The organism is Pelagibius sp. (assembly GCF_965227505.1).
Lineage (GTDB): Bacteria > Pseudomonadota > Alphaproteobacteria > Kiloniellales > Kiloniellaceae > Pelagibius.
In genome coordinates this window covers 4,735,411-4,750,491 of sequence record NZ_OZ245757.1, presented here as the reverse complement: position 1 = coordinate 4,750,491, position 15,081 = coordinate 4,735,411, and the positions used below count along the sequence as shown (strand labels likewise).

The 15,081-nt window shown below is 67.0% G+C and carries 17 protein-coding genes; 12 read left to right on the top strand and 5 right to left on the bottom strand.

Annotation, left to right across the window (positions count from 1 at the left end; genetic code table 11):
- Positions 1-285: 285 nt before the first annotated feature.
- From ACO06P_RS22305 to ACO06P_RS22280, 6 genes are all read left to right on the top strand, one after another.
- Complete coding sequence (locus tag ACO06P_RS22305) at positions 286-1,539, top strand: sarcosine oxidase subunit beta family protein (RefSeq protein ID WP_420347434.1); 1,254 nt, start codon at positions 286-288, stop codon at positions 1,537-1,539.
- 16 nt (positions 1,540-1,555) lie between these two features.
- Positions 1,556-1,849, top strand: a complete 294-nt coding sequence (locus ACO06P_RS22300; RefSeq protein WP_420347433.1) for a sarcosine oxidase subunit delta — start codon at positions 1,556-1,558, stop codon at positions 1,847-1,849.
- A 16-nt stretch (positions 1,850-1,865) separates the two neighbouring features.
- On the top strand, positions 1,866-4,877 hold the full coding sequence (locus ACO06P_RS22295; protein ID WP_420347432.1) for a sarcosine oxidase subunit alpha family protein: 3,012 nt from the start codon (positions 1,866-1,868) through the stop codon (positions 4,875-4,877).
- A complete protein-coding gene (locus tag ACO06P_RS22290; protein ID WP_420347431.1) occupies positions 4,870-5,502 on the top strand; it encodes a sarcosine oxidase subunit gamma in 633 nt (210 codons plus the stop codon). The genes ACO06P_RS22295 and ACO06P_RS22290 overlap by 8 nt, the downstream gene beginning before the upstream one ends.
- Positions 5,503-5,651: 149 nt before the next feature.
- Positions 5,652-6,278 carry a glutathione S-transferase family protein gene (locus ACO06P_RS22285; protein ID WP_420347430.1) on the top strand — a complete coding sequence of 209 codons (627 nt, stop codon included), beginning with the start codon at positions 5,652-5,654 and terminating at the stop codon, positions 6,276-6,278.
- A 153-nt stretch (positions 6,279-6,431) separates the two neighbouring features.
- A complete protein-coding gene (locus tag ACO06P_RS22280; protein ID WP_420347429.1) occupies positions 6,432-7,097 on the top strand; it encodes a Crp/Fnr family transcriptional regulator in 666 nt (221 codons plus the stop codon).
- A 107-nt stretch (positions 7,098-7,204) separates the two neighbouring features.
- Here the strand turns inward: ACO06P_RS22280 and ACO06P_RS22275 are convergent, their stop codons facing one another.
- Positions 7,205-7,858 carry a glutathione S-transferase family protein gene (locus ACO06P_RS22275; protein WP_420347428.1) on the bottom strand — a complete coding sequence of 218 codons (654 nt, stop codon included), beginning with the start codon at positions 7,856-7,858 and terminating at the stop codon, positions 7,205-7,207.
- Between the two features lie 82 nt (positions 7,859-7,940).
- Here ACO06P_RS22275 and ACO06P_RS22270 point away from each other — a divergent pair, with 82 nt between their 5' ends.
- The 6 genes from ACO06P_RS22270 (at position 7,941) to ACO06P_RS22245 (ending at position 10,728) form a co-directional block, all read left to right on the top strand.
- Positions 7,941-8,420, top strand: a complete 480-nt coding sequence (locus ACO06P_RS22270) for a MarR family winged helix-turn-helix transcriptional regulator (RefSeq protein WP_420347427.1) — start codon at positions 7,941-7,943, stop codon at positions 8,418-8,420.
- Positions 8,421-8,518: 98 nt separating this feature from the next.
- Positions 8,519-8,869, top strand: a complete 351-nt coding sequence (locus tag ACO06P_RS22265; protein WP_420347426.1) for an ArsR/SmtB family transcription factor — start codon at positions 8,519-8,521, stop codon at positions 8,867-8,869.
- Between the two features lie 60 nt (positions 8,870-8,929).
- Entirely contained in the window at positions 8,930-9,403 is a 474-nt protein-coding gene (locus ACO06P_RS22260) for an SRPBCC family protein (RefSeq protein ID WP_420347425.1), read from the top strand.
- Positions 9,400-9,894 carry an SRPBCC family protein gene (locus tag ACO06P_RS22255; RefSeq protein ID WP_420347424.1) on the top strand — a complete coding sequence of 165 codons (495 nt, stop codon included), beginning with the start codon at positions 9,400-9,402 and terminating at the stop codon, positions 9,892-9,894. The genes ACO06P_RS22260 and ACO06P_RS22255 overlap by 4 nt, the downstream gene beginning before the upstream one ends.
- Positions 9,891-10,361: a VOC family protein gene (locus tag ACO06P_RS22250; RefSeq protein ID WP_420347423.1), complete on the top strand. Its 471-nt coding sequence runs from the start codon at positions 9,891-9,893 to the stop codon at positions 10,359-10,361. The genes ACO06P_RS22255 and ACO06P_RS22250 overlap by 4 nt, the downstream gene beginning before the upstream one ends.
- 13 nt (positions 10,362-10,374) lie before the next feature.
- The gene (locus ACO06P_RS22245; protein ID WP_420347422.1) at positions 10,375-10,728 is read left to right on the top strand and encodes a DUF1428 domain-containing protein; all 354 of its coding nucleotides are present in this window, start codon (positions 10,375-10,377) and stop codon (positions 10,726-10,728) included.
- 67 nt (positions 10,729-10,795) lie between these two features.
- Here ACO06P_RS22245 and ACO06P_RS22240 read toward each other — a convergent pair whose 3' ends face one another.
- The 4 genes from ACO06P_RS22240 to ACO06P_RS22225 all read right to left on the bottom strand — a co-directional run bounded on the left by ACO06P_RS22240 (position 10,796) and on the right by ACO06P_RS22225 (position 14,954).
- Complete coding sequence (locus tag ACO06P_RS22240) at positions 10,796-11,917, bottom strand: acetoin dehydrogenase dihydrolipoyllysine-residue acetyltransferase subunit (RefSeq protein ID WP_420347421.1); 1,122 nt, start codon at positions 11,915-11,917, stop codon at positions 10,796-10,798.
- A 13-nt stretch (positions 11,918-11,930) separates the two neighbouring features.
- Positions 11,931-12,944 carry an alpha-ketoacid dehydrogenase subunit beta gene (locus ACO06P_RS22235; protein WP_420347420.1) on the bottom strand — a complete coding sequence of 338 codons (1,014 nt, stop codon included), beginning with the start codon at positions 12,942-12,944 and terminating at the stop codon, positions 11,931-11,933.
- An 11-nt stretch (positions 12,945-12,955) separates the two neighbouring features.
- Entirely contained in the window at positions 12,956-13,924 is a 969-nt protein-coding gene (locus ACO06P_RS22230; protein WP_420347419.1) for a thiamine pyrophosphate-dependent dehydrogenase E1 component subunit alpha, read from the bottom strand.
- A gap of 418 nt (positions 13,925-14,342) precedes the next feature.
- Positions 14,343-14,954 carry a hypothetical protein gene (locus ACO06P_RS22225; RefSeq protein WP_420347418.1) on the bottom strand — a complete coding sequence of 204 codons (612 nt, stop codon included), beginning with the start codon at positions 14,952-14,954 and terminating at the stop codon, positions 14,343-14,345.
- Positions 14,955-15,081 lie beyond the last annotated feature (127 nt).

The following is a 15,081-nucleotide window of genomic DNA, read 5'->3' as shown; positions in this document are numbered from 1 at the left end:
ATTGATAACGGGGAACTTTGGCATAACTGGCGGTGTCGCGAACAGAGAATTTTCCGCCGGGCAGCGGCAAGCCCAGGGACCGCCGATCGAGTGCCCTGGCGGCGCACAGGGAGCCCGGACTTCCGCCGCCGGGACAGGCTGCCGTTGCCAAGGCCGGGGCCGGATGCCAGCATGGAGAAAGGGCCGTCGCGCGTGGGGCGCAAAGCCCGGTCGGGAGGACTCGGTCAGTAAGACCGGGCCCGGGGATGAGCCAGGGGATACGGTTAACAGGGAAGCCAGCCGCGGATGAAATCGCGTTACTCCGTCTTCAGCCTGCTGCGCAACGCCGCCTCCTATCACGAGAACTGGCCGCAGGCTTGGCGCAGCGCCGAGCCCAAGCAGCGCTACGACGTGGTGATCGTCGGCGGCGGCGGCCACGGGCTGGCCACCGCCTACTACCTGGCCAAGAACCACGGGATCACCAACGTCGCGGTCGTCGAGCGCGGCTGGCTGGGCGGCGGCAACACCGGGCGCAACACCACCATCGTGCGGTCCAACTATCTCTGGGACCAGTCGGCAGCACTCTACGAGCACGCCCTGAAGCTCTGGGAGGGGCTATCCCAGGACCTGAACTACAACGTCATGTTCTCCCAGCGCGGGGTCCTGAACCTGGCCCACAACCAGCATGACCTCAGGGAGGTTTCGCGCCGCGTCAACGCCAACCGGCTGAACGGCATCGACTCCGAAATCCTCAGCGCCGCCCAGGTGAAGGAGATGGTGCCCATCATCGACCTGCGCGCCGGCGGCCGCTATCCGGTGCTGGGGGCCAGTCTGCAGCGCCGCGGCGGCACCGCCCGTCACGACGCGGTCGCCTGGGGCTACGCCCGCGCCGCGGACGCACTGGGCGTCGACATCATCCAGGAGTGCCCGGTCAACGGCTTCCGCATCGAGGGCGGCCGGATCACCGGCGTGGAAACCGGCAAGGGCCTGATCGAAGCCGGCAAGGTCGGCGTGGTCACCGCCGGACACTCCAGCGTCATGGCGAACATGGCTGGCTTCCGCCTGCCGGTGCAGTCCCTGCCCCTGCAGGCCCTGGTCTCCGAACCGGTGAAGCCGGTCATCGACACCGTGGTCATGTCGGGCGCCGTCCACGCCTACATCAGCCAGTCCGACAAGGGCGAGCTGGTGATCGGCGCCGGCGTCGACAGCTACATCGGCTACGGGCAACGCGGCAGCCTGCCGGTCACCGAGGAGACCCTGGCCGCCATCTGCGAGCTGTTCCCGCTGTTCCGGCGCATGCGCATGCTGCGCCAGTGGGGCGGCATCGTCGACGTCTGCCCCGACGCCAGCCCGATCCTCTCCAAGACGCCGGTGGAGGGCCTCTACTTCAACTGCGGCTGGGGCACCGGCGGCTTCAAGGCGACGCCGGGCTCCGGCTGGGTTTTCGCCCACACCATCGCCCGCGACGAGCCGCACGACCTGAACGCGGCCTTCAGCCTCGACCGCTTCCGCAGCGGCTTCCTCATCGACGAGCACGGCGCCGCAGCCGTGGCTCACTGAAAGGCACCTTCCGGCCATGCTGCTGATCCCCTGCCCCTACTGCGGACTGCGTTCGGAAACCGAGTTCTCCAACGGCGGAGAGGCGCACATCGCGCGCCCGGAGAACCCGGAGGCCTTGAGCGATGCCGAGTGGGCCGAGTTCGTCTTTCTGCGCGACAATCCCAAAGGCGTGCTGCTGGAGCGCTGGAACCACGCCCAGGGCTGCCGCCGCTGGTTCAACGTCGCCCGCGACACCGTGACTTACGAAATCCTGGCGGTCTATCCCATGGGCGCGGCCCCGCCCGCGCTCGACCGCCGGCGCGTCGTCTGAGGGAGGAAGAAAGACCTTGTCCGGACGCATGCGCCTGCCTCACGGCGGTCAGGTCGACCACAACAAGCCGCTGCGCTTCACCTTCAACGGCAAGAGCTATCAGGGTCTGGCCGGCGACAGCCTGGCCTCGGCGCTGCTGGCCAACGGCGTCCATCTGGTCGGCAGAAGCTTCAAGTACCACCGCCCGCGCGGCATCGTCACCGCCGGCCCGGAGGAGCCCAACGCCCTGGTCCAGGTCGGCGAGGACCCGCGCACCGACCCCAACATGAAGGCGACCCAGGTGGAACTGGTGGAGGGCCTCAACGCCAGATCCCAGAACGCCTGGCCCTCGGTGGAGTTCGACATCGGCGCCGTCAACAGCCTGGGCGCAAGGCTGATCCCGGCCGGCTTCTACTACAAGACCTTCATGTGGCCGGCGAGCGCCTGGAAAGCCTACGAGCACTTCATCCGCCGCGCCGCCGGGCTGGGCACCGCCCCCAGCGGGCGCGACCCGGACCGCTACGACAAGACCTTCGCTCATTGCGACGTGCTGGTGGTTGGCGCCGGCCCGGCCGGGCTGGCCGCGGCCCTGGCGGCCGGGCGCGCCGGCGCGCGCGTCATCCTCATCGAGCAGGACGCCCTGCTGGGCGGCGCGCTCCTGAGCGCCAGCGCGGAGACGATCGACGGCCGCCCGGCGCTCGACTGGGTGCGCGATGCCCAGACCGAGCTGGCGGCCATGCCCGAGGTGCGCATCCTCACCCGCAGCGTCGTCTACGGCGCCTTCGATCACGGCTTCTACGGCGTGATGGAGAACGTCACCGACCATCTGCCCGAAGCGCCCGACCACCTGCCGCGCCATCGCCTGTGGAAGCTGCGCGCCAAGCAGGCGGTCTTCTGCACCGGGGCCATTGAGCGGCCTATGGTCTTTGCCGACAACGACCGCCCGGGGATCATGACCGCCTCGGCGGTGCAGAGCTACCTGAACCGCTACGCCGTGAAGCCGGGCCGGCGCGCCGTGGTCTTCACCAACAACGACAGCGGCTACGGCGCGGCTCTGGACCTGACCGCCGCCGGCGTCGAGGTCGCCGCCGTGGTCGATCTGCGCGCCGCCCCCGGCGGGCCGCTCACCGAACGGGCGGAGGCCGCCGGCCTGCGCATCCTGGCCGACCACGCTATCATCGGCACCGAAGGCAAGAAGCGGGTCAACAAGGTGCGCGTCGCCGAGCTGAGCGCCGAGGGCGACGCCGTGGTGGGCGCGGTGGAGGAGATCGACTGCGACCTCCTGGCCGTCTCTGGCGGCTGGAGCCCGACGGTCCACCTCTTCTGCCATGCCAAGGGCCAGCTCGTTTGGGATGCCGAGCAGGCCTGCTTCCTGCCGGGCCAGGCCCAGCAGCCGGGCCAGCGCGCCGCCGGGGCGGCCAACGGCGGCTTCGGCCTGGCCAGCTGCCTGGCCGAAGGCGCGGCGGCGGGGGCAGCGGCAGCCGGAGAAGCCGGCTTCGCCGCCGGCGCCGCAGTGACAGCCAGCGCCGAGGACAGAGGCTGCCTGCCGGGGCGCTGGCTCTGGCTGGTCCCCTCCGACAAACCCTTGGGCAAGAAGGCCAAGCACTTCGTCGACCAACAGAACGACGTCACCGCCGCCGACCTGAAGCTGGCCCTGCGCGAGGGTTACCGCTCCATCGAACACGTGAAGCGCTACACCACGACGGGCATGGCCACCGACCAGGGCAAGCTGGGTAACGTGAATGCCATCGGCATCGTCGCCGACGACTTCGGCCGCCCGCTGCCGGAGGTTGGGGTCACCACCTTCCGCCCGCCCTACACGCCGGTGAGCTTCGGCATCTTTGCCGGGCGCGACGTGGACGACCTGCTGGACCCGATCCGCCGCACGCCGATGCATGCCTGGCACGAGCGCAACGGCGCCCTCTTCGAGGACGTCGGCCAGTGGCGCCGGCCCTGGTACTATCCCCAGTTCGGCGAAGACATCCACGCCGCGGTGAACCGCGAGGTCAAGGCGGTGCGCGAGTCCCTCGGTGTGCTGGATGCCTCGACCCTCGGCAAGATCGACATCCAGGGGCCGGACGCCGCCGAGTTCCTGAACCGCGTCTACACCAACGCCTGGAAGAAGCTCGACATCGGGCGCTGCCGCTATGGCCTGATGCTGGGCGAGGACGGCATGGTGATGGACGACGGCGTCACCACGCGCCTCGGCGAAAACCACTTCCTGATGACCACCACCACCGGCAATGCCGCCCCGGTGCTGGCCCATCTGGAGGACTACCTGCAGACCGAGTGGCCGGACCTCAAGGTCTTCCTGACCTCGGTCACCGAGCAGTTCGCCACCATCACCCTTTCCGGGCCCAACGCCCGGCGCCTGCTGGCCGAGCTGAGCGACGCAGAGCTTTCGGCCAACGCCCTGCCGCACATGGGCTACACCGCCGCGCGGGTGGCGGGCGCCCCGGCACGCATCTTCCGCATCTCCTTCACCGGCGAGCTGTCCTACGAGATCAACGTGCCCGCCTCCTTCGGCATGGCGGTCTGGCAGACGGTGATGACGGCGGGCGAACGCTACGGCATCACCCCCTACGGCACCGAAGCCATGCACGTGCTGCGCGCGGAAAAGGGCTACATCATCGTCGGCCAGGAAACCGACGGCTCTGTCACGCCCCTCGATCTCGACATGGGCTGGATCGTCTCCAAGACCAAGGACTTCATCGGCAAACGCTCCCTCACGCGCGAGGACATGGCGAAGCCGGACCGCAAGCAGCTCGTCGGCATCCTGACCACGGACCCGGACGAGGTGCTGCCGGAGGGCGCGCAGCTCGTGGAGACCGTGCAGGCGCAGCCGCCCATGGCGATGCTGGGCCATATCACCTCCAGCTATTACAGCCCCAACTGCGGCCGCTCCATCGCCATGGCCCTGGTCAAGGGCGGCCTTGCGCGCAAGGGCGAAACGCTCTACGCGCCCCTGGTGGGCGGCAGGGTGGTGCCCTGCGTCGTGGCGGACAGCCCGGTGTTCTTCGATCCGGACGGGGAGCGGATGCGTGGTTGAGAGCTACCTCAGACAGAGCGCGCTGGCGCACCTCGGCCTGGAAGCCCGCGACCCGAGCGGCCAGGAGGCCGCGCCGGTGCGTCTTCAGGAAAAGACTCTTCCAGCGGCGGTGAACCTGCGCGGCGATCCTTCGGACGAGGGTTTCCTGTCCGCCGTCCATCAGGCCCTCGGCGTCGCCCTGCCCCTGGAGCCCAACACGGTCGCAAGCAGCGAGCGGACCGCCGTGCTCTGGCTGGGCCCGGACGAGTGGCTCGCGGTCAGCCACGACGACGAGCCGACGGCCGAGAGCCGCCTGGCCGAACGCCTGCGCGAGGCCCTCGCGGACTTCCACGCTTCGGTGACCGAGGTGGGCGAGAGCCTTGCCTGCATCCACATTGCCGGCCCGCGCGCCGCCGATGTCATCGCCAAGGGCTGCCCGCTGGACCTGCACCCAGGCGTCTTCGCCGCGGGGCACTGCGCCCAGAGCCACGTCGCCAAGGCCGCCGTCACCCTGCACCGGGTGAGCGATGCCGGCGCGCCCGGCGCGGCAAGCGGGCCGGGCTACGACCTCTACACCCGCCGCTCTTTCTCCGACTACCTCTGGCGCTGGCTGAGCGACGCCGCGCGGGAGTATCTTGGGGCGTAACCCCGCGCGCCGCGGTCTTCGCGAAGGGCTTCACTCCGCGGTTCCGTGAGAATCGTCAACGCATCCGCTGTCGGAATCAGCCCGTGCGCTTCGTCTAGGAACTGTCAGGCCGCTGGAAGCGGCGGCTGCAACCCGAGACGGAGGACAGCATGCGCATCTTGTACGAATGGCCGCCCACCCGCTCCCAAAGAGCCCGCTGGGCGTTGGAAGAACTGGGCCTCGACTACGAAAGCCATCCGGTCAAGCTGATGGAGGGCGAGCAGAACGGCGCGGACTATCGCGCCATCCATCCCCTGGGGGTGGTCCCCGCCCTGAAGGCGAACGGCTACACCATGTTCGAGTCGGTGGCGGTGGTGATGCAGTTGATCGACGAGCATCCGGAGAAGACCCTCGCGCCGCCGCCCGGAAGCCCGGAGCGTGCACTTTACTACCAGTGGTGCACCTTCGCCTGCGCGGAGATGGACCCGGCTTTGATGGCCTACTTCGACAACGCGGTCAGGCCGCTGGAAGCCATGCGGCCGCCGGGCCGCCAGCACAATGCCGAGTTCGCCGACTATGGCCGGCGCGACTTCGCATTGCGCGCCGAGGCGCTGTCAAAGGCGCTGAGGGGGCGCGACTACCTGCTCGGGCCCGCGTTCACCGGCGCAGATATCCTGATCGGCCATAGCTGCTTTATGGCAGCGCATCTGGAACTCATCGGCGACTACCCCATCCTGCAGGCCTATCACGGGCGCCTCAAGCAGCGCCCGGCCTACCAACGCAGCTATGAAAGCTGAACAAGGGCGCAAAGGGAGTAATCGGTGAATCTTTTTTTAGGGGGTTCAACAAACTTGGGCAGTTAACCCGGCCTCCCCTTCCGGCATAGGCTGCGCGCAACTTGCAACCAAGGGTAACCGACCGCGCCGCCGCCGTCGATTGGGGAGGTTGAGTTGTTTCAGGAACTGGATCTGGCCTGGAATGCCGGTCTGCTGGTTCACGCCGCCGCGCTGCTTCAGATTTTCGGTCTTCTCAATCGCAATCAGCTGGTCCTGCGCGGCCTGGTGCTGGCCGGCAGCCTCATCTACACCGCCTACTACTATCTCTTTCCGATTGCTCCGCTTTGGGGTGCCATGTTCTGGAGCACCGGCCTGGCCGCGGCCAACCTGATCGGCATCGCCCGGGTGGTCCTGGACCGAAGGCTGAGCCACGGCCTCGAGCACGAGGACTGCTTCGTCGACATGCTGAAGGTGCTGACCCCCGGGGAGTTCCGACGCCTGATGCAGATGGCGGAGTGGCATACCGCCACCAAGCCGACGCAACTCACCGTCGAGGGCGAAGCCGTGCCCAGCCTCTATTTCGTCATCGACGGAGACGTCGAGATTCAAAAGGCCGGCCGCACGTTCACGCTGCCGGCCGGCCTCTTCATCGGCGAGGTCTCGTTTCTCCTCGGCGGCACCGCGACCGCCAGCGTCTCCCTGCCGCCGGAGGCTAAGTACATCGAATGGCCCAAGGCAGCGCTGCAGAAAGCCATCGACCGCACGCCGTCGCTCGGCAGTTCCATGGAAAGACTGTTCAACCAGGAACTGGCCCGCAAGGTCGCCATATCCTGGAGTTGAGGTTTCTGGTTCCCCGCATCTACGGCCAGGCCCGGCGCCGCCCCCGGCAACGCCAAGAGGCCGTCCTGAGAGCGGCCGCGCTGCGCTTCGACTTTGAAAGCCTGCGATCAGGCCTCCGCCGGCTCGTTTGCGGCAAAGGTTTCCATCTGCGCCCTCAGCGCTCTCCCAAAGGCCGGCCGGGCAAGACAGCGATCGAGATAGGCCACGAGGCGGGGGAAGCGCGCCCAAAGGGGTTCCTCTTCCAGGGCTCTCAGGACGGAGGCCATGACGATATCGGCGACGCTGAACCGGCCCGTCAGCCAGTCGCGCCCGTCCATCCACTTCGACAGTGCTTCAAGCCGCATCTCGAGAACCGCCTCGGCATGGGGCCGCCACCCCTCGATCCATGGCTCTCCGGCGTAAAAGATCGACGGGAAGACGAGGTTGTCGACCTTGGGTTCGATCGAGTTGAGCGCCGCAACGACCCAGGCCTGGATCTGCGCCGCATCCTGCGGGTCGCGCGGGGACAGCGCCTTCGACTGCGCAGCAATCCGAAGAACGATCGCCCCGCTTTCGAAGAGTTCGACTTCGTCGTCCCGATAGGCCGGCACCTGACCGAACGGCTGCCAGGCACGGTACGCAGGCGCGTTCTGGTCGTCACCGGACAAAGTCCGGACCTCGTAATCGAGCCCCGCCTCTTCCAAAGCCCAGCGGGGCCGAAGGTCCTTCACATAGCCCTGCGCGAACGGCGGCACCCAAGCAAAGGCGCTGATCTCGATCATTATGCGGCATCTCCCTCTTCCAGCAGAAATCCGCTTACAGAGGTCATTGCGGATGCTCCCGTTTCTTGCTTACAGAGACAGCTTGACAGATTTTTACGTTGATATCAACTTAATTACCATGATGCGAGATGACCTGCCTCTTTCCGTCACGCATGAGGTGCGTGACCGCTGTCTCTGCCTGCATGTCCAACGCGCCGCGCGGGCGCTGGCGCGCAGGTTCGACACCGCGCTGCGCCCCTTCGGTCTGACCAACGGGCAGTACTCGATGATGATGGCGCTGAACCGGCCCGAGCCGCCGCGGATCGTCGATCTCGCGCCCTTCCTGGCGATGGACCGCACAACGCTGACTGCCGCACTGAAGCCGCTGGAGCGCAGGGGCCTGGTCAGCATCGTCCCGGACCCCAAAGATTCGCGATCCAAGCGTTTGGCCCTGACGGACAAAGGCCGCAGCCTTTTGGTCGAGGCCGTGCCCGTGTGGCGCGCGACCCATGACGCGGTCGACGCAGAACTCGCCAGCCCGGACCCCGACCAGTTGCGGGCGGACCTGCGTTCACTGGCTTAAGATCCGAACACTGAGCGCGCAGATTACACTCAATGCATTTAGTGAGGTAATCGCCTAACTGTCTTGTGGCTCTGAAGCGGCTCTGATAAGTTAGGCATATGCCTAACCAAGAAGTTGTTCTCGACACTGTCTTCCGCGCTCTTGCCGACCCGACACGGCGCGCGGTTATCCAGCGCCTGAACCAGGGACCCGCTTCGGTGACGGAACTGGCCGAGCCCTTCGACATGGCCCTGCCATCCTTCCTCCAGCACCTGAAGGTTCTGGAGGAGAGCGGGTTGGTGCGCTCCAAGAAAGTCGGAAGGGTCCGTACCTGCTCGGTCAAGCCGCGGGAGCTGGCAAAGGCCGAGCGCTGGCTGGCGGGCCAGCGCGCGATCTGGGAAGCGCGCTTCGACCGCCTGGATGCCTACCTCAACAGTCTGCAGGCCAAGGGGACGGGCGATGACGGCTGAGCCAAGCAGCGGTACAGCACGCGGCAGCGTCAGGAGAACGCCTTCAAGGGAGCCGGACGCATGACGGGACGCAGAGTCGACCACGACACCTTTACCATCGAGCGCAGCTTCGCAGCGCCGCCGGAACGTGTCTTTGCCGCCTGGGCGGACCCCTCCGCCAAGCGCCGCTGGTTTGCCGAAGGCGAGGGCTTCAAGCTCAAGACCCACAGCCTGGATTTTCGCATCGGCGGCGCGGAGGTCTGCGACGGTCTGGAGCCCAGCGGCCGATCCTTCCTCAACGAAACGGTCTACCACGACATCGTTGCGGACCGCAGGCTGGTGTTTTCCTATCGAATGGTGATGGGTGGCGTACCGATTTCGGTGTCCTTGGCGACCGTCGAGCTGGAGCCGGCCGGAGAGGCGACCCGCATGGTGTTTACCGAGCAGGCCGCTTTTCTCGACGGCGGCGACACGCGGGCGGCGCGCGAGGGTGGCTGGAGCTGGTTGCTTGGCCGGCTCGCCGACCACCTGGCCGAGCAGGCCGTGGCGTCATGAGCGATCTTGCTGAACGCAGCCTGACGATCACCCGGTGCTATCGCGCGCCGCGCGCGCTCGTCTGGCAGGTCTGGACCGATCCGGAACACCTGGCCGCCTGGTGGGGACCCTTCGGGCCGGAGAAGACCACGGCGCGCCTCGACCTCGTCATCGGCGGCCTCTTCGAGGTCGTCATGCACGCCCCCGACGGCAGTGCCCACCCGAGCCGCGGCGTCATCAGGGAACTGGTTCCCGGGCAACGTCTGGTCATAGAGGGCGACGCCGAAGCGCCGGATGCCTGCGGCGCCGGACTGCCGCCCCGTGCCATGGTAACGGTGCTCTTCGAGGACGATGCGGAAGGAACCAGGGTGACGCTGGATGCCGTCTTCGTCTCCGGCGAAGCGCGCAGGGCGGCCCATGCCAGCGGCTATGAAGACAGCTGGCGGGAGACCCTGGAAGCCCTCGACGGCTACCTGCAGCGCATCCCAGCGACACAGGAGCAACAGCAATGAGCGCTGCGGCAAAGGTCTCCACCTGCCTGTGGTACGACAGTCAGGCCGAGGAAGCGGCGCGCTTCTACGTCTCCCTGCTGCCCGACTCCGGAATCACCGAGGTCATGCGACCGGACCCGGACGGCCCGGCCTTGATGGTGTTCTTCACCTTGGCAGGCGCGCCCTATCAGGCCCTCAACGGCGGACCGCACTATGCCCTCACACCAGCGGCCTCGATTGCGGTGACGACAAAGGACCAGGAGGAGACGGACCGCCTCTGGGCCGCGCTCGTCGCCGAGGGCGGCGCCGAAGGGCACTGCGGTTGGCTGACGGACCGCTTCGGCCTGTCCTGGCAGATCGTGCCGGAAGCCCTTCCCCGTCTTCTGGCTTCGCCAGACCGGGCCGCCGCCGAACGCGTGCAGCAGGCCATGCTGCAGATGAGCAAGATCGATATCGCCGCGCTTGAGATGGCCCACAACAAGAAATGAAGGAGACCCTTTGATGGCCTATGTGGATGGCTTCGTCGCCGCGGTGCCGAACGACAAGAAAGCGGACTACCTGAAACACGCCGAGGAGTCCGCAGCAGTCTTCAAGGAGTTCGGTGCCTTGAAGGCCGTGGAGTGCTGGGGCGACGACGTGCCGGACGGCGAACTGACCTCCTTCCCCATGGCGGTGAAGTGCGAAGCCGGCGAGACGGTGGTCTTCTCCTGGGTCGTCTGGCCCTCGAAAGCGGCGCGCGACGAAGCCTGGCAGAAGGTCATGGAGGACCCGCGCATGCAGCCGGACCACAACCCCATGCCCTTCGACGGCAAGCGCCTGATCTACGGCGGCTTCGAGATGATCATGGATCGGTAAGGCTACGGCAGCTGCGACAGCGCTGCGGAGCCGCCGCCGTGACAAGCAGACCGGCTTTTACGCGACCCTAGTCCCCGAAGTCCGCGATCAGACGGTTCACCTCGCCGGCGGCCTCCATATGCGGCATGTGGCCGATCTGCTCCAGGATCCGCAGGCGCACGTTGTCCGGCATGCCCTCGCTCTGGGCCGGCGGCAGGATGGCGTCCGCATCGCCCCAGATCACCTGTACCGGCATGGCCAGGCTTGCGAGTTGGTCTTTCATCACCAGCGCCTGATGGCCGCCGGGGAAGACGCTGTCGGCGAGGCCCCGCAGCGACGGCTTTACCCCGTCCAGACGTTTGAACTTCTGCACCTTGTCGACCATGTCGCGGCTCACCAGTTCCGGATCGGCAAAGAGCTGGCCCAACAGCCCCTTGATCTCCTTGCGCCGCTCGGCGGCGATGAAGCCTTCGATGAAGTCCATATTGAGCTCCGGGCCGAAGCCCGCCGGCGCCAGCAGGCTCAGGGCCGTCACCCGCTCCGGCTGATCGAGGGCCAGCTTCAGCACGATCCCGCCGCCGAGGGAGAGGCCGACCAGATGGGCGGGGCCGGTCTCGGCGGCGTCCATGTAGTCGGCCAGCAGCATCGCCAGGGTAGCGACGTCGAGGCCTTCAACACTTTTCTCCGCACCGCCGTGGCCGGGCAGTTCGAGGGCATAGACCCGGTGGCTTTCCGCCAGGACCGGCTGGTTGAACAGCCAACTCTCGATGTCGCCGCCGAAGCCATGCACCAGGATCACCGCCGGGCCTTGCTCCGGCCCCATGCGCAAATGGCGGAGCTGGCGCCGGGCGACGGTGATCATCTCCGGTTCCGGCGCCTCGGCCGCATCGCTGGCCTCGACCACAAAGTTGGCCTGGAAATCGGCGATGAAGGCTTCGATGGCGTCCTCGGGCGTGTCGGCTGCCGCCGCAACGCCCAACAAAGCGCCGACAGGCACCGTTTCGCCCTCGGCCACCACGCGGCGGCGCAGAGTGCCGGCGACCGGAGACTCGAAAACGTTGGTGATCTTCGTGGTCTCGATCTCCAGGATCTCCTCGCCGCTGTCGATGGCCGCGCCTTCCTCGGCCATCCAGGCACTCACCTTGCCCTCCTCCATCGCCAGGCCCCACTTGGGCATGGTAATGGCCTGGATTGCCGCCGCCTCGCTCATAGACTGAATCCTCTCATGCTTGATGGGCCATGACGCTCCGCACGGCTTCTTCGATACGCTCGGGGTTGGGAATGTAAAGGTCCTCCAGCTCGGCGGCGAAGGGGACCGGCGTATGGGGCGGCGTCACCTTGCGGATGGGTGCCTTCAGGGCGCCGAAGGCCTGCTCCGAGACCAGCGCCGCAACGTCGGTGGCGATGTTGCAGCGCGGACTGGCCTCGTCGACGATGACCAGCCGTCCGGTCTCCTCCACGCATTCCAGGATGGTGTCCTCGTCCATCGGCGAGGTGGTGCGCGGATCGACCACGGTGCAGCTGATGCCCTCGCCCTCCAGCTTGTCGGCTACCTGGTTGGCGAACTGAACCATGCGGCCGAGCGCAACGATGGTCACGTCGTCGCCTTCGCGGGTCAGGTTGGCCTCGCCGAAGGGGATGGTGTAGGCCTCGTCTGGCACCTCCTCCTCGTCGTCGTACATCACCTTGTGTTCGAAGAAGATCACCGGATCGTCGTCGCGGATCGCCTGGATCAGCAGGCCCTTGGCCTCGTAGGGCGAGGAGGGAATCGCGACCTTCAGGCCCGGCATATGGGTGAAGACGGGATAGAGGCACTGGCTGTGCTGGCTGGCGGCGCGGAAGCCGGCGCCGTACATGGTGCGCACCACCATGGGCGTCACGGCCTTGCCGCCGAACATGTAGCGGAACTTGCCCGCCTGGTTGTAGATCTGATCGAGGCAGACCCCCATGAAATCGACGAACATCAGCTCCGCGACGGGGCGCAGGCCGGTGGCCGCCGCACCGGCAGCGGCACCGATGAAGGCGCTCTCGCTGATCGGCGTATCGAGAATGCGGTCGCGCCCGAACTCCGGCATCAGCCCCTTGGTGACGCCCAGCGGGCCGCCCCAGGCGTCGTCCTCCCCGGCTGCACCGGCCCCGCCGGCCACGTCCTCGCCCATCAGCACCACTGTTGGGTCGCGGCGCATCTCCATGGCCAGGGCCTCGTTGATCGCCTGGCGAAAGGATTTCTTCGGCATCGCACCCTCCCCTAGTAAGAGACGTAGACGTCGGTGGTGAGGTCGTCGCGGGTCGGCGGCGGCGCGGTCTCCGACTCGCTGACCGCCTCGTCGACCAGACCGGCGACCGAGCGGTCGATCTCATCCATCTCCGCCGCTTCCAGCAGGCCGGTTTCCGACACCCGCTGGCGGAAGATCTGCAGGCTGTCCCGGCTTTCCCGCAGCGCATCCACCTCGCCGTCGCCGCGATAGGTCATGGCGTCGCCCTCGAAGTGGCCGAAGTAGCGGTTGAGCTTCACGTGCAGCAGGCTGGGCCCGCCGCCGTCGCGGGCCTTGGCGATGACGTCGCGCGCCGCCTCGTAGACCGCGAAGAAGTCGTGGCCGTCGACTTCGTAACCCTCCATGCCGAAGGCTTCGGCCCGCTTGATCTGGCTGCCGGCCACCGACCAGGCCGAAGCGGTGGACTCGGCATAGCCGTTGTCCTCCACGACGAAGATCGCCGGCAGATTCCAGACCTTGGCGAGGTTATAGGATTCCAGCGTCGTGCCCTGGTTGGAGCCGCCGTCGCCGACGAAGGCGACCGCCACGCCGCCGGTGCCCAGGGTCTTGGCGCTGAGCGCGGCGCCGCAGATCAGCGGCGGTCCGCCGCCGACGATGCCGTTGGCGCCCATCATGCCCTTGGAGAGGTCGGCGATGTGCATGGAGCCGCCCTTGCCGCCGCAAAGGCCGCCCCGGCGTCCGTAGATCTCCTGCATCATGCCCTTCACGTCGCAGCCCTTGGCGATGCAGTGGCCGTGCCCGCGGTGGGTCGAGGCGATATTGTCCTTGTCATTCAGGTTCATGCAGACCCCGACGGCCGAGGCTTCTTCTCCCGCATAGAGGTGGACGAAGCCCGGAATGCCGCCGCCGGCAAACTCCTCATGCACCCGTTCCTCGAAATCGCGGATCGTGCGCATCTGCGTGTACGCCTTGACGAGATCTTCTTTGCTCAATTGAAGCATTGGCGTCGTTCCTCCCAATTGCCGGCCTCTGTCGGGCCTGGACCTGCCTTTCCGGACCCCGAAGAAGGGTCCGGACGCTGCGATGTCGGGTCGACGCAAGAACACGAAAAGCGAGAGCGGAAGGTCCGAACTTCAGATCCCTCCGCGGACAGGGCCGACTCACACCGAGACAGCGTTAGGTGCTTTTGGCTGTAGTGTGACCGAGGTCCCAATCGCGATCAATGGACATTTGTAAGAAACGCGTTTCATTCGTTCTTCAACTGTGTGTGCAGCGTTTCACAAGTGGGAAGACCGCGGTATCGTTTTTCTCTCAACGCCCGCGGACTTATGCTTTTCCGAACCATTGGAGGACTCACGCCGGGCGACGACTATCGCTCCCCCTTCACCACGACCGACGGCCGCCAGAGGGGTTCTTGAGTCAGGCCGCCAGCAAGCGGGCGTCGAGGCGGGCGATGTGCGCAGCCGCCAGGCTGTGCATCCGGTCTCTCAGATTTGCCGCGAGCGCAAGGATGTCGGCGTGCAGCCCGCTCAGGCTGACGTCCCCGGCGTCGATCCGCGGCTCGATCGCAAAGACCGGCTCGAACTGAGACCCGCAGTGCACCGCGGCGACCTGCCAGGTGTGCTTCAGGACGCGCTTCGCCGACAGCGCTGCGAGAGCCTCGGCGAGCAGGCTCGGGTAAGCCAGCGCGTGGCAGGTGAACCAGACGCTCGGCAGGCGATGCAGCCTGCCCTCCGCATCAAGATGGCCCTCACAAGACCAGCAGGGCGAGAGTGCCGGCACCTCGGACAGCGCGAAGACCAGAGGCAGAATGCCCGCTTCGATGGGAAAGCGCTCAGGGTCGGAAGAGAGTTGCCGGGCCAGCCGCGACCAGTCCAGCCCGCAGCCGCAGGCGCTGCCCGTCGCGGAGGCGGAGCCGCAGTTGCCGCAGGGCTTTCGCGACGAGACAGAGGACTGCGCAAGCAGACCTTGCAGGTCGCTCCTTTGCGTTTCGATGACTTCTCGGTCCCGTGCTTCGAAGCTGATAAGCATGACCCGCCCTCACTCCTGATCCGAGCGGGCCCGCGAAAGCGGTTCTGCCCGACCGGGTTGTCACATGGTTAGCGAAGGGTTAAGGCAGGCTGCCTCTCCGCTTCGCATCGAGGATGCCGGGGAGGGG